The 25,467-nt window shown below is 63.3% G+C and carries 21 protein-coding genes and 1 pseudogene; 8 read left to right on the top strand and 14 right to left on the bottom strand.

Annotation, left to right across the window (positions count from 1 at the left end):
• Positions 1 to 208: 208 nt before the first annotated feature.
• The 5 genes from tgt to coaD form a co-directional block, all read right to left on the bottom strand.
• Positions 209 to 1,348 (bottom strand): tRNA guanosine(34) transglycosylase Tgt, encoded by a 1,140-nt coding sequence (gene tgt / locus AUL32_RS15340; RefSeq protein WP_062116538.1) that lies wholly within the window; start codon positions 1,346 to 1,348, stop codon positions 209 to 211.
• Positions 1,345 to 2,427, bottom strand: a complete 1,083-nt coding sequence (gene queA / locus AUL32_RS15335; RefSeq protein WP_062116537.1) for a tRNA preQ1(34) S-adenosylmethionine ribosyltransferase-isomerase QueA — start codon at positions 2,425 to 2,427, stop codon at positions 1,345 to 1,347. The genes tgt and queA overlap by 4 nt, the downstream gene beginning before the upstream one ends.
• Before the next feature lie 12 nt (positions 2,428 to 2,439).
• On the bottom strand, positions 2,440 to 2,910 hold the full coding sequence (locus AUL32_RS15330; RefSeq protein ID WP_061976129.1) for a peptidylprolyl isomerase: 471 nt from the start codon (positions 2,908 to 2,910) through the stop codon (positions 2,440 to 2,442).
• A gap of 99 nt (positions 2,911 to 3,009) precedes the next feature.
• The gene (locus AUL32_RS15325) at positions 3,010 to 3,552 is read right to left on the bottom strand and encodes a peptidylprolyl isomerase (protein WP_061976130.1); all 543 of its coding nucleotides are present in this window, start codon (positions 3,550 to 3,552) and stop codon (positions 3,010 to 3,012) included.
• Positions 3,553 to 3,571: 19 nt separating this feature from the next.
• Positions 3,572 to 4,084: a pantetheine-phosphate adenylyltransferase gene (gene coaD / locus AUL32_RS15320; RefSeq protein WP_062116534.1), complete on the bottom strand. Its 513-nt coding sequence runs from the start codon at positions 4,082 to 4,084 to the stop codon at positions 3,572 to 3,574.
• Between the two features lie 38 nt (positions 4,085 to 4,122).
• On the opposite strand from coaD, the gene AUL32_RS25280 reads away from it, so the two are divergent.
• Positions 4,123 to 4,395 (top strand): hypothetical protein, encoded by a 273-nt coding sequence (locus AUL32_RS25280; protein ID WP_156421481.1) that lies wholly within the window; start codon positions 4,123 to 4,125, stop codon positions 4,393 to 4,395.
• A gap of 28 nt (positions 4,396 to 4,423) precedes the next feature.
• Here AUL32_RS25280 and gyrA read toward each other — a convergent pair whose 3' ends face one another.
• Entirely contained in the window at positions 4,424 to 7,129 is a 2,706-nt protein-coding gene (gene gyrA / locus AUL32_RS15315; protein WP_244497925.1) for a DNA gyrase subunit A, read from the bottom strand.
• Between the two features lie 460 nt (positions 7,130 to 7,589).
• Between gyrA and AUL32_RS15310 the strand changes: the two genes are divergently transcribed.
• A complete protein-coding gene (locus AUL32_RS15310; RefSeq protein ID WP_061976133.1) occupies positions 7,590 to 8,225 on the top strand; it encodes a MarC family protein in 636 nt (211 codons plus the stop codon).
• Between the two features lie 11 nt (positions 8,226 to 8,236).
• Here the strand turns inward: AUL32_RS15310 and ssb are convergent, their stop codons facing one another.
• A complete protein-coding gene (gene ssb / locus AUL32_RS15305; protein ID WP_062116528.1) occupies positions 8,237 to 8,791 on the bottom strand; it encodes a single-stranded DNA-binding protein in 555 nt (184 codons plus the stop codon).
• Between the two features lie 248 nt (positions 8,792 to 9,039).
• Between ssb and uvrA the strand changes: the two genes are divergently transcribed.
• Complete coding sequence (uvrA, locus tag AUL32_RS15300) at positions 9,040 to 11,916, top strand: excinuclease ABC subunit UvrA (protein WP_062116525.1); 2,877 nt, start codon at positions 9,040 to 9,042, stop codon at positions 11,914 to 11,916.
• A 3-nt stretch (positions 11,917 to 11,919) separates the two neighbouring features.
• Here uvrA and AUL32_RS15295 read toward each other — a convergent pair whose 3' ends face one another.
• Positions 11,920 to 13,368: an NAD(P)H-hydrate dehydratase gene (locus AUL32_RS15295; protein ID WP_156421492.1), complete on the bottom strand. Its 1,449-nt coding sequence runs from the start codon at positions 13,366 to 13,368 to the stop codon at positions 11,920 to 11,922.
• A gap of 284 nt (positions 13,369 to 13,652) precedes the next feature.
• Between AUL32_RS15295 and AUL32_RS15290 the strand changes: the two genes are divergently transcribed.
• On the top strand, positions 13,653 to 13,991 hold the full coding sequence (locus tag AUL32_RS15290; RefSeq protein WP_019995247.1) for a P-II family nitrogen regulator: 339 nt from the start codon (positions 13,653 to 13,655) through the stop codon (positions 13,989 to 13,991).
• 56 nt (positions 13,992 to 14,047) lie between these two features.
• Positions 14,048 to 15,457, top strand: a complete 1,410-nt coding sequence (gene glnA / locus AUL32_RS15285; RefSeq protein ID WP_061976137.1) for a type I glutamate--ammonia ligase — start codon at positions 14,048 to 14,050, stop codon at positions 15,455 to 15,457.
• A 72-nt stretch (positions 15,458 to 15,529) separates the two neighbouring features.
• Here the strand turns inward: glnA and AUL32_RS15280 are convergent, their stop codons facing one another.
• Positions 15,530 to 16,639 carry an alpha/beta hydrolase family protein gene (locus AUL32_RS15280; RefSeq protein ID WP_156421480.1) on the bottom strand — a complete coding sequence of 370 codons (1,110 nt, stop codon included), beginning with the start codon at positions 16,637 to 16,639 and terminating at the stop codon, positions 15,530 to 15,532.
• On the opposite strand from AUL32_RS15280, the gene parE reads away from it, so the two are divergent.
• From parE to AUL32_RS15265, 3 genes are all read left to right on the top strand, one after another.
• Positions 16,638 to 18,671: a DNA topoisomerase IV subunit B gene (parE, locus tag AUL32_RS15275; RefSeq protein ID WP_062116514.1), complete on the top strand. Its 2,034-nt coding sequence runs from the start codon at positions 16,638 to 16,640 to the stop codon at positions 18,669 to 18,671. The two genes, AUL32_RS15280 and parE, sit on opposite strands and share 2 nt — an antisense overlap.
• 12 nt (positions 18,672 to 18,683) lie before the next feature.
• Positions 18,684 to 19,277 (top strand): hypothetical protein, encoded by a 594-nt coding sequence (locus tag AUL32_RS15270; RefSeq protein ID WP_062116510.1) that lies wholly within the window; start codon positions 18,684 to 18,686, stop codon positions 19,275 to 19,277.
• Between the two features lie 207 nt (positions 19,278 to 19,484).
• Complete coding sequence (locus tag AUL32_RS15265) at positions 19,485 to 21,050, top strand: DEAD/DEAH box helicase (RefSeq protein WP_062116507.1); 1,566 nt, start codon at positions 19,485 to 19,487, stop codon at positions 21,048 to 21,050.
• 147 nt (positions 21,051 to 21,197) lie between these two features.
• Here the strand turns inward: AUL32_RS15265 and sufA are convergent, their stop codons facing one another.
• The 5 genes and pseudogenes from sufA to sufC form a co-directional block, all read right to left on the bottom strand.
• Entirely contained in the window at positions 21,198 to 21,572 is a 375-nt protein-coding gene (gene sufA, locus AUL32_RS15260; RefSeq protein WP_062116504.1) for a Fe-S cluster assembly scaffold SufA, read from the bottom strand.
• Positions 21,573 to 21,651: 79 nt separating this feature from the next.
• Positions 21,652 to 21,981: pseudogene (locus tag AUL32_RS15255) on the bottom strand (SUF system Fe-S cluster assembly protein); the annotation flags it as partial.
• A gap of 110 nt (positions 21,982 to 22,091) precedes the next feature.
• Entirely contained in the window at positions 22,092 to 23,345 is a 1,254-nt protein-coding gene (locus AUL32_RS15250; protein ID WP_062116499.1) for a cysteine desulfurase, read from the bottom strand.
• Between the two features lie 55 nt (positions 23,346 to 23,400).
• Positions 23,401 to 24,645, bottom strand: a complete 1,245-nt coding sequence (gene sufD / locus AUL32_RS15245; RefSeq protein ID WP_062116496.1) for a Fe-S cluster assembly protein SufD — start codon at positions 24,643 to 24,645, stop codon at positions 23,401 to 23,403.
• Complete coding sequence (gene sufC / locus AUL32_RS15240) at positions 24,645 to 25,400, bottom strand: Fe-S cluster assembly ATPase SufC (protein WP_061976145.1); 756 nt, start codon at positions 25,398 to 25,400, stop codon at positions 24,645 to 24,647. Before sufC ends, sufD begins: the two co-directional genes overlap by 1 nt.
• Positions 25,401 to 25,467 lie beyond the last annotated feature (67 nt).

Here is a 25,467-nt window from a genome sequence, read left to right as displayed (position 1 = left end):
CATGTCCCCCAAAGGGTGCTTCGCGCCGCACCCAGATGCTTCCCTATTCCCTCACCCTAAAAACTTACGAAGAATTTAAGATGGCGATCAAGTTGTCTCGTTCGCAATCAAGAGATAGCGGTCGGATTAGCCGCCAAAGACCGTCTTTATCCACAGATCATCGGCGAGGCGGGGCAATTTCAACGGCTCAGGAAATGGTGAAAACCGTTCAGGCAGCCTTGCGGGCAGCTTCCCCACGCGTCCATCGCTCGGTGGTCTCAGCGGCGAAATCGTCGAAGCGCCCTTCCTCGATCGCCAATCGCATGCCCGCCATAAGCCTCTGATAGTAGGCGAGATTGTTCCAAGTCAGCAGCATTCCGGCCAAGGCTTCGTCGGCCCGGACAAGGTGATGCAGATAGGCGCGGGAATAATCACGGGTTGCGGGACAGTCTGACGTATCGTCCAGCGGCCGTGGATCTTCGGCATGCCGCGCGTTCTTCAGATTGACGCGCCCGTCGCGCGTGAAGGCCAGCCCATGCCGCCCCGCCCGCGTCGGCATGACGCAATCGAACATGTCGATTCCCCGCGCCACGGACTGAAGAATGTCGTCCGGCGTGCCGACGCCCATGAGATAGCGAGGCTTCTCCGTTGGAAGCGACGGCAGCGTTTCCTGAAGCGTTTCCAGCATGACCGCTTGCGGCTCGCCGACCGCCAGACCGCCCACCGCGTAGCCCTTGAGATTCATCGCCGCCAGACGCTCGGCCGAGCGGATGCGCAGATCCGGCTGGTCGCCGCCCTGGACGATGCCGAACATGGCCTTGCCCGGCTGGTTGCCGAAGGCGACGGCGGAGCGCTCGGCCCAGCGCAGCGAAAGCTCCATGGCCCGCTCGATCTCGCTGCGCTCGGCCGGCAAGCGAATGCATTCGTCGAGCTGCATCTGGATGTCGGCATCCAGTAGCCCCTGGATTTCGATCGAGCGCTCTGGGCTGAGGTCATGCACCGAGCCGTCGACATGCGAGCGGAACGTGACGCCCTTCTCGCTCATCTTGCGAAGGCTCGACAGCGACATGATCTGGAAGCCGCCGGAATCGGTGAGGATCGGAAAGGGCCAGCGGGCGAACTCGTGCAGGCCGCCGAGCCGCGCCACGCGCTCCGCCCCAGGCCGCAGCATGAGATGATAGGTGTTGCCGAGGATGATGTCGGAGCCGAGCTCACGCACCTGATCGAGATACATGGCCTTGACCGTGCCGGCGGTTCCCACCGGCATGAAGGCCGGCGTACGGATCGTCCCACGCGGCATGGTGATCTCGCCGCGACGCGCCTTGCCGTCCGTGGCCAGAAGCCGAAATTCGAATTCATTCGAGGTCATGAAACTGCCTTCGGACGCTCCAGCAGGCAGGCGTCACCATAGGAATAGAAGCGATAGCCCGTCTCGATCGCATGGGCATAGGCGTCCCTCATGCGATCCAGCCCGCTGAAGGCGGAGACGAGCATGAAGAGCGTCGAACGCGGCAGGTGGAAATTGGTCAGCAGCGCATCGACGGCGCGGAACTCATAGCCCGGCGTGATGAAAATGTCGGTCGCCGCGTGGAAGGGTTCGATCCGGCCAGTTTCCGCCGCGCTCTCCAGAACGCGCAGCGAAGTCGTGCCGACAGCCACGATCCGTCGGCCAACGTCCCGGGCCGTTGAAAGGCGCTGGGCGGTATCGGGGTCGATCGAACCGAATTCGTGATGCATGCGATGGGCCGAGGTGTCGTCAGCCTTCACCGGCAGAAACGTCCCTGCCCCGACATGCAGCGTCACATATTCGAAGTCGACGCCCGCAGATGCGAGAGCTTCGAGAAGCTCCGGCGTGAAATGCAGGCCTGCCGTCGGTGCCGCGACGGCGCCGTCATGCTTGGCATAGATGGTCTGGTAGTCGGCCCGGTCCTGCTCGTCTTCCGGCCGCTTGGACGCGATGTAGGGCGGCAGCGGCAAATGGCCGACGGTCGCGATGGCCGCGTCCAGCTCCGGCCCGGAACTGTCGAAGCGCAGCACCGTCTCGCCGCCTTCGCCCCGTTCCTCGACTTCGGAGCCCAGCGTGGCACCGTCCGCGCCTTGGAAGGTGATGCGATCGCCGGCCGACACGCGCTTGGCCGGGCGCACGAATGCCGCCCAGCGCCCCGCGTCGAGCCGCATGTGAAGCGTCGCCTCGATCTGCGCGACACCTTGACCTTCCGGCAGCCCTACGCGCCGGCGCTCGCCGTTCAACCGCGCAGGAATGACGCGCGTGTCGTTGAAGACGAGAACGTCGCCCGCGTGTAGCAGGGACGGAAGATCGGCGATGCGACGATCACCCAGCCCGCCCGAAGCCGGGACATGAAGAAGGCGCGCCGATTCGCGCGGAAGAGCGGGTCGCAGGGCGATCCGCTCTTCCGGTAGGTCGAAATCGAAAAGATCGACCCGCATCCCGCCCGAACCTTAGAGGTCGGCGGCGACGCGTGCGGTGGTGATCGAGTCCGGGTCGCGAACCGGCTCGCCGCGCTTGATCTGGTCGATCGCGTCCATGCCCTCGATGACCTCGCCCCACACCGAATACTGGCGGTCCAGCCAAGGCGCGCGCTCGAAGCAGATGAAGAACTGCGAGTTGGCCGAGTTCGGATTCGCCGTGCGAGCCGCCGAGACGGTGCCGCGCTTGTGCGGCTCGGCCGAGAACTCGGCCTTGAGGTCGGGCTTGGACGAGCCGCCCGTGCCGGTGCCGGTCGGATCGCCGGTCTGCGCCATGAAGCCGTCGATCACGCGGTGGAACACCACGCCATCATAGAACTTCTCGCGAGCGAGTTCCTTTACGCGGGCGACATGGCCTGGGGCCAGGTCCGGCCGGAGCTTGATGACCACACGGCCCTTGGTGGTTTCGAGGACGAGGGTGTCTTCCGGGTTTTCGAAGGTCATGCCTTCCTCCTGGTCAAACGACGAATGGCCTGGACCCGCCAGGCCATTCCGATGTGCTTCCTTGGCCGATCCCCCTCGCGCATGCAAGGGGACCGCCGGTTACTTGCCGTCGACGACCTTGACGCTGACCATCTTGTCGGGGTTCGTCACCTGACCGTTGCGGGCTTCGTCGCCCTTCTTGATCTTGTCGACCACGTCCATGCCCTTGGTCACTTCGCCGACCACGGTGTACTGGCCGTTCAGGAAGTCGCCGTCACCGAGCATGATGAAGAACTGGGAGTTGGCCGAGTCCGGGTTCTGAGCGCGGGCCATACCGACCGTGCCGCGCTTGAACGGCTCCTTGGAGAACTCCGCCTTCAGGTCCGGGCGCTTGGAGCCGCCCATGCCTGTGCCCGTCGGGTCGCCGGTCTGGGCCATGAAGCCGTCGATCACGCGGTGGAACACCACGCCGTTGTAGAAGCCTTCGCCGGCGAGCGCCTTGATCTGCTCGACATGCTTGGGCGCGAGATCGGGGCGAAGCTTGACGTCGATCTCCCCCTTGTCGGTGGTGATCACCATCGTCTCGGCCGCCTGGGCGAGGCTCGGCAGCGCCGAGGAGGCCAGAACCATGGCGGCCAATCCGATCGAGGCAAACAACTTCATACCAAACTCCCTCTTCGGCTCAGTGCCGAACGAATTTCTCACGTAGGGCCTCGGCGACAATGGTCGGCACGAAGCCGGAAACGTCGCCGCCGAGGCCGGCGATCTGACGAACCAATGTGGCCGTTATGGGCCGGGTTTCGATCGAGGCCGGCAGAAACACCGTTCCAATGTCGCCAGCCAGACGACTGTTCATGCCTGAAAGTTGCATCTCGTAATCGACATCGCCGGAATCGCGAACGCCCCGAATCAAGGACGTGGCGCCATGGCGCCGCGCTTCATCCACCGTCAGCCCCTGGAAGAAACTGACCTCGATAACGGCGTCTAGGCGTTCGCCCTCGACCACCCGTCGCACAAGCGCCGCCCGCTCGTCCGCGCTGAACAGGGGCGCTTTCCCCGGATGCACGCCGATCGCGACCACGATGCGGTCGAATAGGTGCGAGGCCTGCGTCAGAATATCGAGATGGCCATTCGTCATCGGATCGAAGGAGCCGGCGAAAAGACCAGTCCGGCGTGTTCGCCGCTCGCTAACCATTGCATCAAACTCCCTGCGATCGGCATCGGCCCGAGGTCATGACTTCGCACTTCGAAAACCATTCCGCCATCAGGATGGGCTGCCTCAGAACACGCGGCGAGCAAGAAATCTCGAAGCTGGCCACGTTCAGGGAACGAACTAACAATTTCTTACGTTTTGGCAGCGAATTCGGAGATATGATGATGCTGGTTTTTGCCCTGTCTCTCGCGATGATCGCTTCTCTGGTCACTGCCACGGCCGTTGCAGTTCACAACGAAGCCGACAAGTCGCGCGTCAAGATCGCCGCCAAGACGCGTCGTATCCTCCGCTAGGCTTTTGCCACTGAGGTAAAGGCGGCGCTTACGCGCCGCCATCTTCTTGGGCACCGTCCGGGGTCTCGTTGTTCTCCACGTCCGTGGCGAGGATCTCGTCGTCCCCGCCTTGATCCGGAATGCGCTCGACCGAGACGACCTTCTCGCTGTCGGCGGTATTGAAGATTGTGACGCCCTTCGTCGCACGACCGGCGACGCGGATGCCTTCCACCGGAACGCGGATCATCTGCCCGCGATCGGAGATCAAAAGGATCTGGTCGCCTGCCTCTACGGGGAAAGCGGCAACCAACTGACCGATGTCGGCCAGGCGTGAGACGTCGGTGGCTCGAATGCCCTTACCGCCGCGCCCGCTGGTACGGAACTCGTAGGACGAAGAGCGCTTGCCGAAGCCGAACTCGCTGAGCGTCAGAACGAACTCTTCCGATGCGCTGAGGAATGCGTAACGCTCCGACGAGAGCGACACTTCTTCCACGCCCTCCTCATCCACCATGCTATCGGCAGCCGCCGCCTCGCCTTCGACAGCCCGGCGCATCCGTAGATAGGCGGCGCGCTCGGCAGCGGTCGCGTCGACATGGCGAAGAATCGCCATGGAAATCAGTCGGTCGTTCTCGGCGAGGTTCATGCCGCGAACGCCGATCGAATTGCGACCGGCGAAAACGCGAACTTCCGGCACCGAGAAGCGTGTGCACTGGCCGCTCGCCGCGGTCAGAAGCACGTCGTCGTTTTCCGAACAGGTCGCGACGGCCAGGATCTCGTCCTCCGCCTCCTCAAGCTTCATTGCGATCTTGCCGTTGCGGTTCACCTGCAGGAAGTCGGCCAGCTTGTTGCGGCGGACGGTGCCCTTGGTGGTCGCGAACATGACGTTCAGCTCGGCCGCCTGCTGCTCGTCGTTCGGCAGCGGCAGGATGGACGTGATGCGCTCGCCCTTCTCTAGCGGCAGCATATTGACCAGCGCCTTGCCGCGCGACTGGGGCGTCGCGAGCGGAAGCCGCCAGACCTTCTCCTTGTAGACGATTCCGCGCGAGGAGAAGAAGAGAACCGGCGTGTGCGTGTTGGCCACGAAGAGACGTGTGACGGAATCCTCGTCGCCCTTCAGCGACATGCCCGACCGGCCCTTTCCGCCGCGCCGCTGGGCTCGGTAGGTGACGAGCGGCACGCGCTTGATGTAGCCGCCATGGCTGACCGTGACGACCATGTCCTCGCGTGGAATGAGGTCCTCGTCCTCGAGATCGCCAGCACCTTCCAGAAGCTCGGTGCGGCGGGGCGTCGCGAACTCGGCCTTCACGGCTGCGAGCTCGTCCTTGATGATCTCTCGGACGCGAACGCGCGAGGAAAGGATTTCGAGATATTCCCGAATCTCGTTTCCGATGCCGTTCAACTCGTCGCCGATCTCGTCTCGCCCGAGCGCCGTCAGGCGCTGCAGACGAAGGTCGAGAATGGCGCGTGCCTGCGTCTCCGACAGGCGATAGGTGCCGGCGTCGCTGATGCGATGCCGAGGATCGTCGATCAAGCGGATCAGGGGCGCCACGTCGCGCGCATCCCAATCGCGTTCCATCAGTTGCTCGCGCGCCGTGGCCGGATCCGGCGCATGGCGAATGAGCTTGATGATCTCGTCGATATTGGCGACGGCGATCGCCAGACCTACCAAGACATGGGCCCGCTCGCGCGCCTTGCGCAGGAGGTACTTCGTCCGCCTCTGAACCACCTCCTCGCGGAAGGACACGAAGGCCGATAGCATGTCGAGGAGGTTCAACTGCTCCGGCTTGCCGCCGTTCAGCGCCACCATGTTGGCGCCGAAGGTCGTCTGCAGCGGCGTGAAGCGGTAAAGCTGGTTGAGGATGACGTCGGACGACGCGTCCCGCTTCAGTTCGACGACGACGCGGTAACCCTCGCGGTCGCTCTCGTCCCGGATGTCGGAGATGCCCTCGATCCGCTTTTCGCGAACCAAATCGGCCATCTTCTCGATCATCGTCGCCTTGTTCACCTGATAGGGAATCTCGGTGATGACGATGGACTCGCGGTCGCCCCGCATCTGCTCTACGTGAACCTTGCCGCGCATGAGGATGGAGCCGCGACCGGTGGCATAGGCGTTGTTGATCCCCACACGCCCGATCACCAGCGCGCCGGTCGGAAAATCCGGCCCGGGGATGAACTCCATCAACTCGTGAAGCAGCAGAGACGGGTTGTCGATCAGCGCCACGCAGCCATCGATCAGCTCGCCCAGATTGTGCGGCGGGATGTTGGTGGCCATGCCGACGGCGATGCCGCCCGATCCGTTCAGGAGAAGGTTCGGAACACGCGCGGGAAGCACGACGGGCTCCATCTCGCGCCCGTCGTAATTCTCCTGGAAATCGACCGTATCCTTGTCGATGTCCGACAGGATCGCGTCGGACACTTTCTGAAGCCGGCATTCGGTGTAACGCATGGCGGCAGGCGGATCGCCGTCGATGGAGCCGAAATTGCCCTGCCCGTTGATCAGCGGCGCCCGAAGCGAGAAGTCCTGCGCCATTCGGACCAAGGCATCGTAAATCGACGCGTCGCCATGCGGATGGAACTTGCCCATCACCTCGCCGACGACGCCGGCGGACTTGCGGAACGACTTGTTGTAGACGAGGCCCATCTCGTGCATCGCGTAGAGAACGCGGCGATGCACCGGCTTCAATCCGTCCCGCACATCCGGCAACGCACGGCTCACGATGACGCTCATGGCGTAATCGAGATAGGACCGCTGCATTTCCTCGATAATGGAAACCGGCTCGATGCCGCTTGGCCGCTCGGGCGGCTGATCTTGCTTAGTGTCGGACAAGGACAAGTTCCCAAACTCAACGTCGAAGACTTATAGCGTGCCCTGCCTACGCTTGGCAAATCGGGCCCGCGTTAATTGCGCAGTAGAATCAGATGCTTATTCGGCCGCGAACACAATTAGAATTTCTGCGGAGCATTGCGACCTGTGCCAGACGGGAAATGTAGGTTTTGCCGGTCGCGGCATGGGCGCCATCTCGGGTCTGCGCGCCATCAATAGCGCCTGCTTCAAGTGCTAAGCGCGCGGGAAAATATGCCTTCCTCCGGCGTAACGATGCATTTCACGAGAGAAGGGCAGCCCGCGTATCACCTTCACCTAACTGCGGCATCGGTGGCTTGCCCTCCCCTCCTTACCCCCTCTAGGGAGAAGCGGAACACGATTGGGGGCCGGAATGATCGAAACTCTTTTGAACGGCTTCGCGACCCTGTTCGTGATCATAGACCCGATCGGGTTGGCGCCGCTGTTCCTTGGCCTTACGCCCGGACTCGCGATGGCGGATCGCCGCCGTCTGGCGCTGCGGGCCTGCCTGATCGCCTTCGTAATCCTGGCGGTCTTCGCGCTGGCGGGCGTCGCCGTCCTGCAGACGCTCGGCGTGTCGCTCGGCGCCTTCCGCGTGGCCGGCGGGCTGTTCCTGTTCTGGATCGCTTTCGAACTGGTCTTCGAGAAGCGCAAGACGCGCAAGGAGAAGGACGCGGAAACGGCCATGACCGAGCACGAGGTCTACGAGATTGCCGCCGTGCCGCTCGCCATTCCGCTTCTGGCGGGGCCGGGCGCGATCTCCGCCGTGATCCTTCTATCCGGCGCCCTGCCGGGGCCGACGGGTCAGATCAGCCTCCTGCTCGTGATCGCCGCCGTTGTCGGTGCGACCTATCTCATGCTGAGCGTGGCGCATCGCCTCGACCGCTTCCTGGGGCAGACCGGCCGCGCCGTGGTGACGCGGCTCTTAGGCGTGCTTCTGGCCGCGCTCGCGGTTCAGTTCGTAGCGGACGGCATCGCTTCTCTCATCGAAGGAAGCCGTCTCGCCTGAGTAGAAGCCAATCAGAACGGGATTTCGTCGTCCATGTCGTTGGACGGGCGTCCGCCGCCACCGCCGCCGCCGCCATAGCCCCCACCGGAGCCGCTGCGGCCACCGCCGCCGCCGCCCGAACGACCGCCCGAGCCGCCACGATCGTAACCGCCACCGCCACCGGCGCCGCGATCATATCCGCCGCCTTCGGCTCCACCGCCGCCGCCCTCGCCGCGCCCGTCGAGCATCTGCAGCTCGCCGCGGAATCGTTGAAGAACGATCTCGGTCGTGTAGCGCTTCTGGCCGGACTGCTGGTCATCCCAGGCGCGAGTCTGGAGCTGGCCTTCGATATAGACCTTGGCGCCCTTCTTCAGATACTGCTCGGCGACCTTCACCAGACCATCGTTGAAGATCACGACGCTGTGCCACTCGGTGCGCTCCTTGCGCTCGCCCGACGCCTTGTCGCGCCAGGTTTCCGAGGTTGCGATGCGCAGATTGGCCACGGCGTCGCCCGAGTTCAGCCGCCGGATTTCCGGGTCGGCACCCAGATTGCCGACGAGGATGACCTTGTTGACGCTTCCCGCCATTCTTCTTCTCCGTATTTAGCTCTCGTCGCGCGAACTCTAAGGGTGCTGGCCGCCGAGGGATAGCGCGTCGCCCCAGCCATCCCCAGCCGGATTCTACGAATCGGCAGGGAGATTGTCCGCAGGGCGCTTGTCGGTTAGAACAAATTAGGAACAATACGCATCCCACGCCAGTGCCTGGTTCGAAACCTTTGATTCCCGACGCGACGTCCCGATATGGGGGCCGAGATCGGACAGAATGCGGCGACCCCATGAAGAACGTCATTTCCATTCGCGGCGCGCGCGAACACAATCTTAAGAATGTCGATCTCGACATTCCGCGAGACAAGCTCATCGTGATGACCGGCCTGTCGGGATCGGGCAAGTCCTCGCTCGCCTTCGACACGATCTATGCCGAAGGGCAGCGTCGCTATGTCGAAAGCCTTTCGGCCTATGCGCGCCAGTTTCTGGAGATGATGCAGAAGCCTGACGTCGATCAGATCGACGGCCTGTCGCCCGCCATCTCCATCGAGCAGAAGACGACGTCGAAGAACCCGCGCTCGACGGTCGGCACGGTGACGGAGATCTACGACTACCTTCGACTTCTCTATGCGCGCATCGGCGTGCCCTATTCGCCGGCCACCGGCCTGCCAATCGAGAGCCAAACGGTCAGCCAGATGGTGGACCGCATCATGGCGGTGGACGAAGGCACGCGCCTTTATCTGCTTGCTCCGATGATTCGTGGTCGCAAGGGCGAGTTCAAGAAGGAACTGGCCGAGCTGCAGAAAAAGGGCTTCCAGCGCGTCCGCATCAATGGCGAGTTCCACGACATCGCAGACGCGCCGGCGCTGGACAAGAAGTTCAAGCACGACATCGACGTGGTGGTGGACCGCATCGTCGTGCGCGGTGATATCAAGGCGCGGCTTGCCGACTCGCTGGAGACCGCGCTGGGGCTCGCCGAAGGCCTCGCCGTCGCGGAATATGCGGATGGGCTGGACGAGAACGGCAAGCCGCGTCAGCTCCTGTTTTCCGAGAAGTTCGCCTGTCCCGTCTCGGGTTTCACGATCCCGGAAATCGAGCCGCGTCTTTTCTCCTTCAACAACCCGTTCGGCGCCTGCCCTCGTTGCGACGGACTCGGCGCGCAGCAGCAGATCGATCCCAAGCTCATCGTCCCGGACGAGTCGCGCACGTTGAAGAACGGCGCCATCTCGCCCTGGGCGAAATCCACCTCGCCCTATTACGGCCAGACGCTGGACGCGCTTGGCAAGGAATACGGGTTCAAGCAGAGCGATCGTTGGTCGGCGCTCTCGCCCGAAGCCCGCAAGGCCATCCTGCACGGCACCGGCACGCGCAAGATCGAGTTTCTGTATAATGATGGCTTGCGATCCTACTCCACCACCAAGACCTTCGAGGGGATCATTCCCAATCTCGAGCGGCGTTGGAAGGAGACCGACTCGGCCTGGTCGCGTGAGGAGATCGAGCGCTTCATGTCGGCGACGCCCTGCCCAGCTTGCGGCGGCACACGGCTGAAGCCCGAGGCGCTGGCGGTCAAGATCCGTGGTTGCCACATCGCCGAGGTGACGGACCTGTCGATCCGCAAGGCGCGCGACTGGTTCGAGGGTTTGCCCGAACACCTCACGCAGAAGCAGAACGAGATCGCCGTCCGTATCCTGAAGGAAATCCGCGAACGCCTGCGGTTCCTCAACGACGTCGGCCTCGAATATCTCAGCCTGTCGCGCGCCTCCGGCACCTTGTCCGGCGGCGAATCGCAACGCATTCGGTTGGCCTCCCAAATCGGCTCGGGCCTGACGGGCGTTCTCTATGTCCTCGACGAGCCGTCGATCGGCTTGCACCAACGCGACAACGAGCGGTTGCTCGGCACGCTGCGGCATCTCCGCGACATCGGCAACACGGTGATCGTCGTCGAGCACGACGAGGATGCCATTCGTCTCGCCGACCATGTGGTGGATATCGGTCCGGCGGCCGGCATCCATGGCGGACAGGTCATCGCCTCTGGCACGCCGGCGGAGGTCATGGCCAATCCGGCCTCGCTAACGGGCCAATATCTGTCCGGCGCGCGCGGCGTGCCATTGCCGCCCAAGCGGCGCAAGCCGCAAAAGGGCAAGGCGATCAAGGTCGTCGGCGCGCGCGGCAACAATCTGCAGAACGTTACTGCCGAAGTCCCGATGGGTGTCATGACCTGCGTCACCGGCGTCTCTGGCGGCGGCAAGTCGACCTTTCTGATCGAGACGCTGTTCAAGGCGGCCGCACGGCGTATCGCCGGTGCGCGCGAGGTCCCCGCCGATCATGATCGGATCGACGGGCTGGAGCTTTTGGACAAGGTCATCGACATCGACCAATCCCCGATCGGTCGCACGCCGCGCTCCAATCCCGCGACCTATACCGGCGCCTTCACCCCGATCCGCGACTGGTTCGCCGGCCTGCCGGAATCCAAGGCCCGTGGCTACCAGCCGGGACGCTTCTCGTTCAACGTGAAGGGTGGCCGCTGTGAGGCTTGCCAGGGCGATGGCGTCATCAAGATCGAGATGCACTTCCTGCCCGACGTCTATGTGACCTGCGACGTCTGCCATGGCAAACGCTACAATCGCGAGACGTTGGACGTTACCTTCAAGGGCAAGTCGATCGCCGACGTGCTCGATATGACGGTGGAGGAAGGCGTCGAGTTCTTCTCCGCCGTGCCGGCGGTGCGAGACAAGCTGGCAACGCTGAAAGAAGTCGGGCTCGGCTATATCAAGGTCGGCCAGCAGGCGACGACCCTATCGGGCGGCGAAGCGCAGCGCGTGAAGCTCGCCAAGGAGCTTGCTCGCAAGGCGACGGGCCGCACGCTTTATATCTTGGACGAGCCGACCACCGGCCTGCACTTCCACGATGTCGCGAAGCTTCTGGAAGTGCTCCACGAATTGGTCGATCAGGGCAACACGGTCGTGATCATCGAGCACAATCTCGAGGTCATCAAGACCGCCGATTGGATCATCGATATCGGCCCGGAAGGCGGCAGCGGCGGCGGCGAGATCGTCGCCACCGGCACGCCCGAGGAGATAGTAAAGGTGGAGCGGTCCTGGACGGGCCGCTTTCTGAAGGACCTGTTGGAACGCAAGCCAAGCCTCAAGGCGGAGGCGGCGGAATAGGCGCTACGGCGCCTGCTCCGCCGAAAGGCTCGCCAACTCCCGGTGAACGGCCGGCAGACAGGTCGGCAAGTCTTCCGAAATCAAACCGGGTCCAAAATGCTCGGCGGCCTTGCCGTGCATCCAGACACCGAGGCAGGCGGCTTCGAAGCTCGGTACACCTTGAGCCAGTTGCGCAGCGATGAGGCCGGTCAGCACATCGCCCGTTCCAGCCGTCGCAAGCCAGGGCGTGCCGGTCGCGTTGATCGCGGCTCGGCCATCGGGCGCCGCGATCACCGTATCGGCGCCCTTCAGCACCATGATGGCACCCGAGCGCGCGCTGGCCTCGCGCGCCTGATCGAGTTTCGACAGCGCCTTGTCGGCCGCAAGATCGGGAAAGAGCCGGGCGAACTCGCCGGAATGCGGCGTTAGAACCAGGGTGGGCTGATCCGTCACCGCCCTGCGAGCGGCCGCGAACAGCGCCTCCGGCTCCTCCTTGAACGAACTCAGCCCATCGGCATCCAGCACAAGCCGCCGCCCCGCTGCGAGCACGGCCTCCGTCGCCTGCCTCGCACGCTCGCCGATGCCATAGCCGGGTCCGAGCACGAAAGCGTTCAATCGCTTGTCCTCCAGGAGCCCGGCCAGATCCTCCGCTTCGCAGCGTTTTAACATAATGCTTGTGAGATGATGCGCGTTTACCAGCAAGGCCGAGGCCGGCGAAAACATGGTCACCAAGCCCGCTCCTCCGCGAAGCGCGGCCATGGCGGAAAGGCGCGCGGCCCCTGTCTGCGCCATGCCGCCGGAAAAGACGACGGCATGGCCGCGATCATACTTGTGATGGGCGCTAAGCGGTGCGCTCGCATAGGCTCGCCACAAGGCCGGCTCGTTGGCGTAGGTCGGCGAAGCATCGTCCAGCGCCTCGGCCATTGCCGCACCCGGCATCGGGAGTTCCGCCACGGTCACGGCGCCGCAGAGATCGCGACCGGGCAGGAGAAGATGCCCGGGCTTGCGGAGAACGAAGGTGATCGTGAGAGACGCCCGAATAGCGGCACCACGCACCTGCCCGGTGCGACCATCGACCCCGCTGGGAATATCGACGGCTAAGATCGGAACCCCCGATGCGTTGGCCTTGTCGATCACCTCAGCGACCACGCCCTCGACCTCCCGGTCGAGCCCTGCTCCGAGCAGTCCGTCCAGAATGAGATCGCACCCCGTCGGGTCGAAGTCGGCAAGGCCGCGGGAGTCGTCCTCATCTTCCACCGCGGCGAAGATGAGCACGTCCCAACCCTTGGCGCTGAGGATCCGAGCCGCTGCCAACGCGTCCTTGCCTTTGTTGCCCTTGCCCGCGAGGACGGCGACCCGCCCCTCATTCTGAAAGTTCCGAGAGACACAAGTGGCTACGGCCCGTCCCGCTGCGTCGATCAATTCACGAACCGAAATGCCCTCACGAGCAGCAGATTCGTCCGCAATCTTCATCTCCTGAGGCGTCCAGAGACGCCAAGCTTCGGGATGCGAGGCAGAAGTGTTCATAATTTATGCATCCTGCATAAAAATTTCACAGAAGTTTGCCTATAAGGGCTTCAGTTCCAGCCTGTTTGGCAGTGGCGCACGTTTGCCCTATTCGATAGACAACGCATAAGGCGCAAGCCGCTTCCGTCCAGAGGACGCGAGAGCGGAAGGGCGCCGCGGGATCAGCCGAAAGCGGCCGTTTCTTCCTGCGATGCAGGATGGAATCAGGTCTTTGCGGAAGGGGTGCGACGTTGAAAAAGGTCGAGGCGATCATCAAGCCGTTCAAGCTGGATGAGGTCAAGGAAGCGCTTCAGGACGTCGGCCTTCAGGGCATCACGGTGATCGAGGCCAAAGGCTTCGGCCGTCAGAAGGGGCATACGGAGCTCTATCGCGGCGCCGAATATGTCGTGGATTTCCTCCCCAAGGTGAAGATCGAGATCGTGCTCGCCGACGACGCCGTCGCGGCGGCGGTCGAAGCGATCCGCAAGGCGGCCCAGACCGGGCGCATCGGCGACGGCAAGATTTTCGTTTCCAACGTCGAGGAAGCGGTCCGCATCCGCACCGGCGAAGTCGGGACGGACGCCATCTGAAAGCCGAGCGGCTTTCGAGACACCAGAGTTCAGTCGTTCAATCAGGAAGGACCGGTATGACTTCGGCCAACGACATTCTGAAGCAGATCAAGGACAACGACGTCAAGTTCGTCGACCTGCGCTTCACCGACCCGCGCGGCAAGCTGCAGCACGTCACCATGGACGTGACGATGATCGACGAGGACATCTTCTCCGAAGGCACGATGTTCGACGGCTCCTCGATCGGTGGCTGGAAGGCGATCAACGAGTCCGACATGATCCTCATGCCGGATCCCGAGACCGCGCATATGGACCCGTTCTTCGCGCAGTCGACGATGGTCATCATCTGCGACATTCTCGACCCGGTCTCGGGCGAGAGCTACAATCGCGACCCGCGCTCGATCGCCAAGAAGGCCGAGGCCTACCTCAACCAGTCCGGCATCGGCGACACCGCCTATTTCGGTCCCGAAGCCGAGTTCTTCATCTTCGACGACGTCCGCTATAAGGCCGACCCGTACAACACGGGCTTCAAGCTCGACTCAACCGAACTGCCGTCCAACGACGACAGCGAGTACGAGACGGGCAATCTCGGCCACCGTCCGCGCGTCAAGGGCGGCTACTTCCCTGTGCCGCCGATCGACAGCTGCCAGGACATGCGCTCCGAGATGCTGACCGTCATGGCCGAGATGGGCGTGAAGGTCGAGAAGCACCACCACGAAGTGGCAGCCGCTCAGCATGAGCTCGGCGTCAAGTTCGACACGCTCGTGAAGAACGCCGACAACATGCAGATCTACAAGTACGTGACCCACCAGGTTGCGAACGCCTACGGCAAGACGGCGACCTTCATGCCGAAGCCGATCTTCGGCGACAACGGCTCGGGCATGCACGTGCACCAGTCGATCTGGAAGGGCGGCAAGCCGACCTTCGCGGGCAACGAATACGCCGGTCTCTCCGAGAACGCGCTGTTCTACATCGGCGGCATCATCAAGCACGCGAAGGCCATCAATGCCTTCACGAACCCGTCGACCAACTCGTTCAAGCGTCTGGTCCCCGGTTACGAAGCTCCGGTTCTGCTCGCCTATTCCGCGCGCAATCGTTCGGCCTCCTGCCGTATCCCGATCGGCCAGTCGCCGAAGGCCAAGCGCGTCGAAGTTCGCTTCCCCGATCCGACCGCCAACCCCTACCTCGCCTTCGCCGCCATGCTGATGGCCGGCCTCGACGGCATCAAGAACAAGATCCACCCGGGCGCCGCCATGGACAAGGATCTGTACGACCTGCCGCCGGAAGAGCTGAAGGAAATCCCGACCGTCTGCCGCTCCTTGCGCGAAGCGCTGGAGTCTCTGGACGCGGACCGTGACTTCCTGAAGGCCGGTGGCGTGTTCGACGACGATCAGATCGACGCCTTCATCGAACTCAAGATGACCGAAGTGCTGCGCTTCGAAATGACGCCGCACCCGGTCGAGTTCGACATGTACTACTCGATCTAAGCCGTCGGGCTCATTCATCCGATCCGTCCGATCGGATAAGGGAAAAGGCCCCTCGCGGGGCCTTTTCTCGTTTCAGCGGGTCAGCATCCAGTTGAGCGTTTCGCGCCAGTCGATCATGCGGATCGGCGTCCCGTGATTGCCATCGTCGAACACAACCATTCGGATGGGATAGCTCGGCTGCCGACTGCGAACGGCATCGAAAAACGTCCGCTGACGCTCCAGAGGATAGACCTTGTCTCGCGTCCCATGCGCCAGAACGATCGGCACATCGCGTCCACCTTCGGCCTTGCGCAGCGCGTCGAAGCGATCCCAGCTGCTATTGGCGCCAAGAAGGACCAAGCCATCGATGGCGGCGACGATCGGCGCTTGGGTCAGAAGACTCCAGCAAAGTTCGCCCCCCATGGAGCCACAGGCAAGAACGATCCGCCCGGTCTCGTTTCGCGCCCGCAGGCTCTCGATCAGGTGCCCGACGCGGGTTGAATCTTCCGACCCAAGCCGTCCGCCATCCACTGTGACATAGGCCCCGCCGGCCCGCGTCAGCAGATTCTTCAGCCGATTGAAGTTTCCGCCGAAGGTCCAGTCGTTCATGCCGAGTCGGCGGTCTCCGTTGCGTCCGTGAACGAACACCACGATGGCTTTCGCGCCTGCGATTTCGCCGACTCGCGTCCAGTGGAGCCCACCATTCGGGCTCGGCAAAACCTCCTCGACCTGAGATGCGGACGGCAGACGCTCGACATAGGCGCCGCGCACGCGCCGCTCAGGGATCTCGTCGCGCACGTCGATGTCTCGCGACTCGGCGTAGGGCACATCCTTCAGGGTACCGTCCTTCGAAATCGCGGTCGGTTCGGGATAGGCGAACAGCGCGTCCTTGAAGGGTGGCAGCGTCAGACCGGACCGGGCCTCGACGGGATTTCCGACCGCCAACGCCATCACGAAGGCGCCTAGGCCCAGCGTCAGGGCAGGCGTTCGTCCGTGTCTCGGTCGGTGCAATCGCGCCATAGCTCCCATCCTTCCCTTGCTCGGCCGTTCGACATCGGCGGCATCTTTGTCCATAAACGACCCAGCTCTCGCGCCCAGTCCGAGACACGAGAACACTTGAAGAACATTGCTGAAATCGATACGTCCCACCCATGCAGTGCTCAGATTTCCGAACCTTGATGCAGAGAGGGGCCGATCGCCCATGAGCGATGATCTGTTCGCCGGATCGGCCGCACCCAAACTGACCGCCACGGCGCGCACCGCTCGCGCTCCCAAGCCGGTAGAAACGCCTGCCGCTCCCGTATCGCAGGACTACACGGCCGCCGATATCGAGGTTCTGGAGGGGCTTGAGCCCGTTCGGCGTCGGCCGGGCATGTATATTGGCGGAACCGACGAAAAGGCCCTGCATCACCTTTTCGCCGAGGTGATCGACAACTCAATGGACGAGGCCGTCGCGGGGCATGCAACGGTCATCGACGTGTCGCTCGATGCCGAGGGCTTCCTCACGGTGGCCGACAATGGGCGCGGCATTCCCATCGATCCGCACCCGAAATACAAGGACAAGTCTGCGCTCGAAGTCATCATGACGACGCTGCACGCGGGCGGCAAGTTCGATTCGAAGGTCTATGAGACTTCGGGTGGTCTGCACGGCGTCGGCGTTTCAGTGGTCAATGCGCTGTCTGACATGCTCGAAGTCGAGATCGCTCGCAACCGCAAGCTCTACCGCCAGACCTATTCGCGTGGTCTCGCCACCTCGCCGTTGGCCGAGATCGGCGACACCCAGAATCGGCGGGGAACCAAGGTCCGCTTTCATCCTGACCCGGCGATCTTCGGCCCGAATGCACGTTTCGATCCAGCGCGCCTGTTCGGCATGGCGCGTTCGAAGGCCTATCTCTTCGGCGGCGTAGAGATCCGCTGGTCCTGCGACCCTGCCCTGCTTGGCGAAGGCAGCAAGACGCCGCCTAAGGCCTCGTTCCATTTTCCAGGTGGGCTCAAGGATTATCTCGACGCCTCGCTGGAAGGCGAACAACGCATCACCGCGCAGATCTTCTCCGGCCGAACCGAACGCGCGTCGGGCCATGGCGCGGTGGAATGGGCGGTTTGCTGGACGGCGGGCGACGGCACCGTCCGCTCGTATTGCAACACGATCCCGACCCCGGAAGGCGGCGCGCACGAGACGGGTCTGCGCAACGTACTTCTGCGCGGCCTCAAGGCCTTTGCCGAACTGTCGGGCAACAAGCGTGCGGCAGCGATCACCGCCGAGGACGTGATGATCACGGCCTCCGCTATGTTGTCAGTCTTCATCCGCGAGCCTGAATTCGTCGGCCAGACCAAGGACCGGCTGGCGACGACCGAGGCCCAGCGCATCGTCGAGAACACGCTGCGCGATTCCTTCGACATCTGGCTAGCCTCTTCGCCGCAGGACGCGGCACGGCTGATCGAATGGGTGGTGGAGCGCGCCGACGAGCGGCTTCGGCGCAAGCAGGAAAAGGAAGTCAGCCGCAAGACAGCGACGCGCAAGCTGCGCCTGCCGGGCAAGCTGGCCGACTGCTCACAGACCGGGGCTGCCGGGGCCGAGATTTTCATCGTCGAGGGCGACTCGGCCGGCGGCTCGGCCAAGCAGGCGCGGGACCGCGCACGGCAGGCCATACTGCCCCTACGCGGCAAGATCCTGAACGTCGCCTCGGCAGGGCGCGAGAAGCTCGGCGCCAATCAGCAGCTCGCCGACCTGACCCTGGCGCTCGGCTGCGGCACGCGCTCGAAGTACCGACAGACCGACCTGCGCTACGAGCGCGTGATCATCATGACGGACGCCGACGTCGACGGCGCCCATATCGCCTCGCTGCTCATCACCTTCTTTTTCCAAGAAATGCCGGAGCTGATCCGCGAGGGCCATCTCTTCCTGGCGGTTCCGCCGCTCTACAAACTCAGCCAGGGCGGCAAGACCTTCTATGCACGCGATGACCGGGATCGCGAGCGATTGATCGCCAAAGAATTCAAGGGCAAAGGCAAGGTCGAGATCAGCCGGTTCAAAGGCCTGGGCGAAATGCTACCCTCTCAGCTGAAGGAGACGACCATGGACCCAAGGAAGCGAACGCTTCTGAGGGTCGTGGCGGACTCGACGCCCGAGGCCGGAACCGCTGGCGTGGTGGACGCGCTTATGGGAAACAAGCCCGAGGCGCGCTTCCGCTTCATCCAGGAGCGGGCCGCCTTCGTGAACGACCTCGATATCTAAGGAAACCTCGCCATGACCCGCTTCTCCCGGATATGGCTCGCGTCCACGCTGATGACGGTCACACTGGCGCCGCACCTCGCCTTCGCACAGGCCGCGACGGACACGCCGTCGGCCGCCGCCCCTGTGCCTGCAACCGAGACCAAGCCCGCCACTGAGGCGCCCCCTGCGCTGGCTCCCGCCCCTGCAGCCCCAAAGCCGCAGGACGAAGCAGGACGCAACGCCAAGGTGCTTTCGGCCATTGCCGGGCTCGATCCGCTCATCGGTGACGTGCAGTTGGTCGGCCCTTGGACGGATGGCGATCGCCATGGCGTCTGGCGGACGGTGATGACGCAGCCTGCGCAGGAAAACGGTGGCAACCGGTTCTTCGTTCAGCAGATCGAGCAGTCCGGCGACACCTCGCACGTATCGTCCTCAATTGAGGTGACGGAGATCGCCGAGGTGAAGGGTGCTGTGGTCGGCTATCGCGCCGATCCCCCGGCAGAAGGTCAGGAAAGCAATCTGACCCTTTTCTTCGACATCCTTCCGTTGGACGGCGAAGTGACCGACACGTACGAACTCTTCATCGCGCCCAACACTCCCTATCGCTTCGGGCCAGCCACCAACTGAACGCGCAAGTCGAGCATGACAGCCGAAACAGTGTCCGAGAGATCCATTAACTGAACCCAGGACCGGTCTTCGCGGAAAGCCTTCTTCCACAGCGCAAACCGGCCATTTGCTTGACAAATTGGGTTGTCAAGCCTATGGCGCACCTAACCTATGCGCGGAGACGGGCTTCGGCGACATTCTCCTCCGACAGAAAGACATAGCGATCTCATGCACTTCTCTGAACTAGGCTTGAGCGCGAAGGTTCTTTCCGCTGTCGAGGCGGCGGGCTACTCGCAACCGACCCCGATCCAGGAACAGGCCATTCCTTACGCCTTGGCGCGCCGGGACGTTCTCGGCATCGCGCAGACCGGCACGGGCAAGACGGCCTCCTTTGTGCTCCCGATGCTGACCATGCTCGAACAGGGCCGAGCCCGGGCGCGCATGCCGCGCACCGTCATCATGGAGCCGACCCGCGAACTGGCCGCGCAAGTCGAAGAGTCCTTCGTCAAGTACGGCGCCAACCAGCGCCTGAACGTTGCGCTGCTGATCGGCGGCGTTTCCTTCGAAGAGCAGAACAAGAAGCTTGAACGCGGCGTCGATGTTCTGATCGCGACGCCCGGCCGACTGCTCGACCATTTCGAACGTGGCCGCCTACTGATGACCGGCGTTGAGATCCTCGTCATCGACGAGGCCGACCGGATGCTCGACATGGGCTTCATTCCCGACATCGAGCGGATCTGCAAACTCATCCCCTTCACCCGTCAGACCTTGTTCTTCTCGGCCACCATGCCGCCGGAAATTACTCGTCTGGCCGACCAGTTCCTCCAGAATCCCGTGCGAGTCGAAGTCGCCAAGGCGTCCTCTACCGCCAAGACGGTGGAACAGCGCTTGGTCGCCACCCGCAAGGAAGACTACGCCAAGCGCGAGGCGCTTCGCCGCGTCATCCGCAGCCAAGGCGAAGAGATCACCAACGCCATCATCTTCTGCAACCGCAAGCGCGACGTCTCGCTGCTGTTCCGCTCCATGGAGAAGCACGGCTTTTCGGTCGGCGCGCTGCATGGCGACATGGACCAGCGCTCGCGCACCATGACGCTGCAGTCGTTTCGAGACGACAAGATCACCTTTCTCGTCGCCTCCGATGTTGCGGCGCGCGGTCTCGATATTCCCATGGTCAGCCACGTCTTCAACTTCGACGTCCCGATCCATGCCGAAGATTATGTTCACCGCATCGGCCGCACCGGCCGCGCCGGACGGTCGGGCAAGGCTTTCACGCTGGTTTCTAAGTCCGACCAGAAGTTTCTCGATGCTATCTTGGCCATGACGGGCCAGGACATCGAATGGTTCGAGGGCGATCTGACGACGATCTCTGCGGCGGCCGACGACGAGGGCGATCGCGGAACCGAGCGGCGCAGTAGCCGCCGTGGCGAACGCGGCGAGCGGAGCGAGTCCACCCGCACCAGATCCCCGCGCACCCGAAGCCGCAGCCGAGGAGAGCGCATGGCCGAGACAACCGAAACGCCCGAAACCGATGTCGAGCTCGATGTCGTCGAGGCTGCGGAGCGTACGCTGGCGAGTTTCGACAGCGAAGTCGCGCCTGTAGCAGAGGCCGCCCCCTTCACGCGCCGTGACCGGGATCGCACACCGCGCGAGAATCCGCGACGGTCGAGCAGTGCCGCTCCTTACAACAATGACCGGCGTGGCGGCCGCTCTTCCGGGATGGACGAGCCGAGCCCCGTTGGTTTCGGTGACGATATTCCCGCTTTCATGCTGATCGGTACAGGCGCTCGCCTCTGAGGTGCCATCGGCATTGACCGGACAAATCGAGGCCGGGGCTTCCCGGCTCACGTAAACAAAATGGCCAGCCTCATTCCAAGGCTGGCCTTTTTGCTTGTTAGGAATGGCGCTCTCGATGTCCCTGCTTCAAGCGTGGGACGATAGCGTTCAGGCGTCGGCGGTTTCAAGCTGCTTGGCATCGGCCGGTTTCAGTTCCACCGACTCGCCGCAGCCGCAGGCCGACGTCTGATTGGGATTGTTGAACACGAAACCCGATCGCAGCACGGTCTCCTCGTAGTCCATGCATGTCCCCAGCAGAAACAGGACAGCTTCTGGCGCGACGAAGACACATGCACCCTCATGCTCGACAACGTCTTCCCCTGGCTTGGGACCGTCTGCGAGGGCGATGGTGTATTCCATCCCAGCGCAGCCACCCTTCTTGATGCCGACGCGAATGCCTAGCGCCTCGCCGTTCGCGGCCGTGATCGAGCGAACCCGCTCGGCCGCCGTGTCGGTCAGCGTCATTACCGCGAAGCGTCCCATGCTGGATCCCTTCTCAAGCTCTACTTTCAAATGGTGAAGACTGCGATGGGACGCAAGCCCTCACCAACCCGGACGCCCGTCAGTACCAACCGACGGCCACCTGGGCCTCTTCGCTCATTCGCTCTGGCGTCCAGGGAGGATCGAACACGAGTTCGACTTTGACCACCTGAATGCCCTCGACCGTACCCACGGCATTCTCGACCCAACCGGGCATCTCGCCCGCGACGGGGCAGCCTGGGGCAGTCAGAGTCATGTCGATCGCGACGTTTCGGTCGTCATCGATGTCGATCTTGTAGATCAAGCCGAGCTCGTAGATATCAGCCGGAATTTCCGGGTCATAGACCGTCTTGAGCGCTGAGACGATATCGTCCGTCAGCCGCGTCAACTCCTCGGCCGGGATGGCGGACACGGCGGTGCCGCCGCACGCCAAGGCGATATTGGCCTCGGCGCGATCCGGCCTTTCGGTCTCCTCGACCGACGCTGCGGCACTGTGAGAGGTGTTTTCCATCGTTTGATTCCTCAGGCGAAGAAGCGCCTAGCCTTTTCGAGGGCTTCCGCCAGACTATCGACTTCTGCCCTCGTGTTGTAGAGGCCAAACGAGGCGCGGCAGGTCGACGTGGCGCCGAAGCGCTTCAGCAAGGGTTGCGCGCAATGCGTGCCGGCGCGGACCGCGACGCCTTCCCGGTCGATGACCATAGCGACATCGTGCGAATGGATGCCTTCCAGGTCGAAAGAGATGATCGCGCCCTTGCCCGGCGCGTTGCCGTAGATCCGCAACGAGTTGATCGCTGTCAGCCGCTCCGTCGCATAGGTGAGCAACTCGTGCTCGTGGGCGGCAATCCGATCTCGTCCGATCGAGAGCATGTAGTCGAGCGAGGCGGCCAAGCCGATTGCTTGGACGATCGGCGGGGTGCCGGCTTCGAAGCGATGGGGTGGAGCGTTGTAGGTGACCTTGTCCTCGCTGACCTCGACGATCATCTCGCCGCCGCCATTGAAGGGACGCATCTGCTCCAACCGCTCGCGCTGGCCGTAGAGCACGCCGATACCCGTCGGCCCGTACACCTTGTGGCCGGTGAAGATGTAGAAGTCGCAGCCGATCTCCTGCACGTCGATGCTGAGATGAACGGCGCCCTGGCTGCCATCGACGAGAACGGGGATGTTCCGCTCCTGCGCCAGCGCACAGATGTCCTTGACCGGCGTCACCGTACCCAGGACATTGGACATGTGGGTGACGGCAACGAGCTTGGTTCGCGGACCGATCGCCTTGGCGAAATCCTCCAGCGAGACCGAACCGTCGTCCGCGACCGGCACGAACACGAGCTTGGCGCCGCGCCTCTCCCGCAGGAAATGCCAGGGCACCAGATTGGAATGGTGCTCCATGATTGTCAGGACGATCTCGTCGCCTTCTGCGATTTCCTGCTCGAACCCGTAGGAAACGAGGTTGATCGCTTCCGTCGCCGAACGCGTGAAGACGATTTCCTCCGGCGTCGGTGCGTTCAGAAAGCGGCGAACCGTTTCACGCGCATTTTCGAAGGACTCCGTCGCGGCATTCGACAGAAAATGCAGGCCGCGATGGACGTTTGCATATTCGTCGGCATAGGCGTGGTGGATTGCGTCGAGCATGGCATTCGGCTTCTGCGCCGAGGCACCATTGTCGAGATAGACGAGCGGCTTGCCGTAGACGGATTTCGAGAGGATCGGAAAATCCCTCCGAATGCTCTCTACATCGTAGGGTTGCCGATCCAGGGTCGCAGAGCTGAACGGGGCATTCATCGCGTCCGGTCCTCCGGCTGGGCGCTCGTCCCCGAAGGAACGAGCGCCGGATGGGTCAGTGTCGGCTATCGAGCCAAGCGTCGATCCGCGCTTCCAGCGCTTCGACCACGGCCTCGTCTTCCAGTTCTTCGACCACTTCGCCGACGAAAGCCTTCACCAGAAGCGAACGCGCCTTGGCCTCGGGGATGCCTCGGCTCATCAGGTAGAAGAGGTGGTCGGCATTGATCTCGCCGGCCGTGGCGCCATGGCCGCACTGGACGTCGTCCGCGAAGATCTCAAGCTCCGGCTTGGCAGAGAACTCGCCGTCCTCCGAAAGGAGCAACGTGTTGCAGGCGAGACGCGCGTCGGTTTTCTGTGCGCCCTTGGCGACGCGGATCATGCCCTGGAACACGCCATGACCGCCCAAGACCACGTTGCGGAAAATCTCCGTCGAGGTCGTGTGGGCGACAGTGTGGTTCAGCGTGGTCGTGACATCCACATGCTGGCCGTCCTGCAGGAGATTAACGCCGCGAATCTTGATATCGGCGCCCTCGCCTTCCGTCACCGCGTGAACCTCCTGGCGCACGACGGCTCCGCCGGCGTTCAGGACGAAAAGGCGCAGCTGCGAATTGGCGCCGAGCGTCACGTTAAGCTGTCCGAGATGGCTCTCGTCCAAGCCCTTTTCCTGGACCACGATCCAAAGGAGATCGGTGTCGTCACCGAGCTCCAGGGTAAAAACCGCAGTGGAGACGGCGCCCGGACCGGCCGGCGCCGCGCGCTCGACAATGGTCGCACGCGAACCCGCGCCGACGCGCACATTGGCGAAGCTCTGGCCGCCGGTGGCGCTGGGCTCCGGTCGAAGTTCGATGGGGGACGCCAGCGTCAGGCCGGCCGCGATGTCGATCTCTACGCCGCGCGCACCCATCGCCTGGTTCAGAACCCGGATCGTGTCGAAGCCGCGATCGAGATGGTTGACCGACTGGTTCCACCGCGCGGTGGTCCGGCCTTCGGCAAGGGTAAGGCCGGAGACGGGATCGTTGCCAGCCGCCGCACGATCGAGTTCGACCACGAGCGATTGCGGCAGGAGCGGCGTCAGGAAGGTCGGTTGGCCAGCAATCTCGGCGCTTTCCTCACGCTTCTGGCGACCCAGAAGAGCGCGAAGATCCGTGTAGTGCCAAGCTTCGACGCGGCGGCTCGGGAGCCCCTCGCTTCGCAGCATGTCGAGCGCCTCGCGCGAGGCGTCGTTGGAAACGCGCCCCTCGGCTCGGTCGATCAGCGCCAGTTCCGCCGCCGTGCGCGGCTGCGTCTTGGTGAGTGACATCAGGCGGCCTCGCCGATGATCTGCGCGTAGCCTTCGTTCTCCAGCTGCAGCGCCAGGTTCTTGTCGCCCGACTTGATGATGCGGCCCTTGTAGAGGACGTGCACCTTGTCTGGCACGATGTAGTCGAGCAGGCGCTGGTAGTGGGTGATGACGAGGAAGGAGCGATCAGCGCCGCGCAGAGCGTTGACGCCGTCCGCCACGATCTTCAACGCGTCGATGTCGAGGCCAGAATCGGTCTCATCGAGAACGCAGAGCTTGGGCTCGAGCAGCGCCATCTGCAGGATCTCGGCGCGCTTTTTCTCGCCGCCGGAGAAGCCGACGTTGAGCGGACGCTTCAGCATGTCCATGTCGATCTTGAGATCAGCCGCCGAACCCTTCACCCGGCGAATGAAGTCGGGCGTTGTCAACTCGCCCTCGCCGCGTGCCTTGCGCTGCGAGTTGAGGGCGGTCTTAAGAAAGGTCATGGTGGCGACGCCCGGGATCTCCAGCGGATACTGGAAGGCCAGGAAGACGCCCGAGGCGGCACGCTCGGCCGCATCCATCTCCAAGATGGACTCGCCGTTGTATAGAATGTCGCCCTCGGTGACCTCGTAATCCTCGCGCCCCGCGATGATGTAGGAGAGCGTGGATTTGCCCGATCCGTTCGGGCCCATGATCGCGGACACTTCGCCGGCTTCCACCGTCAGGTCCAAGCCGCGAAGGATTTCGGTTCCGGTCTCGGCGACCCGGGCGTGAAGGTTCTTGATTTCCAGCATCGTCGTTCTTCTAAGGTTTGGGGAGACAAGCCGCGCTCAAGCGCGGCTTTCTTTGAATGGTGAGGCC

This window comes from Aureimonas sp. AU40, from assembly GCF_001463785.1.
Taxonomy (GTDB): Bacteria; Pseudomonadota; Alphaproteobacteria; order Rhizobiales; family Rhizobiaceae; genus Aureimonas.
The sequence above is the reverse complement of the archived record's forward strand: the minus strand, read 5'-3'. Positions and strand labels throughout refer to the sequence as shown.

What these genes read in the sequence shown, in the direction of transcription:
- AUL32_RS15295 (WP_156421492.1), bottom strand. Translation starts at nt 13,368, where the DNA reads ATGAAGATTGCGGACGAATCTGCTGCTCGTGAGGGCATTTCGGTTCGT.
- AUL32_RS15265 (WP_062116507.1), top strand. Translation starts at nt 19,485, where the DNA reads ATGCACTTCTCTGAACTAGGCTTGAGCGCGAAGGTTCTTTCCGCTGTC.
- AUL32_RS15280 (WP_156421480.1), bottom strand. Translation starts at nt 16,639, where the DNA reads ATGGGCGATCGGCCCCTCTCTGCATCAAGGTTCGGAAATCTGAGCACT.
- sufC (WP_061976145.1), bottom strand. Translation starts at nt 25,400, where the DNA reads ATGCTGGAAATCAAGAACCTTCACGCCCGGGTCGCCGAGACCGGAACC.
- AUL32_RS15250 (WP_062116499.1), bottom strand. Translation starts at nt 23,345, where the DNA reads ATGAATGCCCCGTTCAGCTCTGCGACCCTGGATCGGCAACCCTACGAT.
- sufD (WP_062116496.1), bottom strand. Translation starts at nt 24,645, where the DNA reads ATGTCACTCACCAAGACGCAGCCGCGCACGGCGGCGGAACTGGCGCTG.
- AUL32_RS25280 (WP_156421481.1), top strand. Translation starts at nt 4,123, where the DNA reads ATGACTTCGCACTTCGAAAACCATTCCGCCATCAGGATGGGCTGCCTC.
- coaD (WP_062116534.1), bottom strand. Translation starts at nt 4,084, where the DNA reads ATGGTTAGCGAGCGGCGAACACGCCGGACTGGTCTTTTCGCCGGCTCC.
- sufA (WP_062116504.1), bottom strand. Translation starts at nt 21,572, where the DNA reads ATGGGACGCTTCGCGGTAATGACGCTGACCGACACGGCGGCCGAGCGG.
- glnA (WP_061976137.1), top strand. Translation starts at nt 14,048, where the DNA reads ATGACTTCGGCCAACGACATTCTGAAGCAGATCAAGGACAACGACGTC.
- AUL32_RS15310 (WP_061976133.1), top strand. Translation starts at nt 7,590, where the DNA reads ATGATCGAAACTCTTTTGAACGGCTTCGCGACCCTGTTCGTGATCATA.
- AUL32_RS15330 (WP_061976129.1), bottom strand. Translation starts at nt 2,910, where the DNA reads ATGACCTTCGAAAACCCGGAAGACACCCTCGTCCTCGAAACCACCAAG.
- gyrA (WP_244497925.1), bottom strand. Translation starts at nt 7,129, where the DNA reads ATGCAGCGGTCCTATCTCGATTACGCCATGAGCGTCATCGTGAGCCGT.
- AUL32_RS15270 (WP_062116510.1), top strand. Translation starts at nt 18,684, where the DNA reads ATGACCCGCTTCTCCCGGATATGGCTCGCGTCCACGCTGATGACGGTC.
- AUL32_RS15325 (WP_061976130.1), bottom strand. Translation starts at nt 3,552, where the DNA reads ATGAAGTTGTTTGCCTCGATCGGATTGGCCGCCATGGTTCTGGCCTCC.
- queA (WP_062116537.1), bottom strand. Translation starts at nt 2,427, where the DNA reads ATGCGGGTCGATCTTTTCGATTTCGACCTACCGGAAGAGCGGATCGCC.
- ssb (WP_062116528.1), bottom strand. Translation starts at nt 8,791, where the DNA reads ATGGCGGGAAGCGTCAACAAGGTCATCCTCGTCGGCAATCTGGGTGCC.
- uvrA (WP_062116525.1), top strand. Translation starts at nt 9,040, where the DNA reads ATGAAGAACGTCATTTCCATTCGCGGCGCGCGCGAACACAATCTTAAG.
- tgt (WP_062116538.1), bottom strand. Translation starts at nt 1,348, where the DNA reads ATGACCTCGAATGAATTCGAATTTCGGCTTCTGGCCACGGACGGCAAG.
- parE (WP_062116514.1), top strand. Translation starts at nt 16,638, where the DNA reads ATGAGCGATGATCTGTTCGCCGGATCGGCCGCACCCAAACTGACCGCC.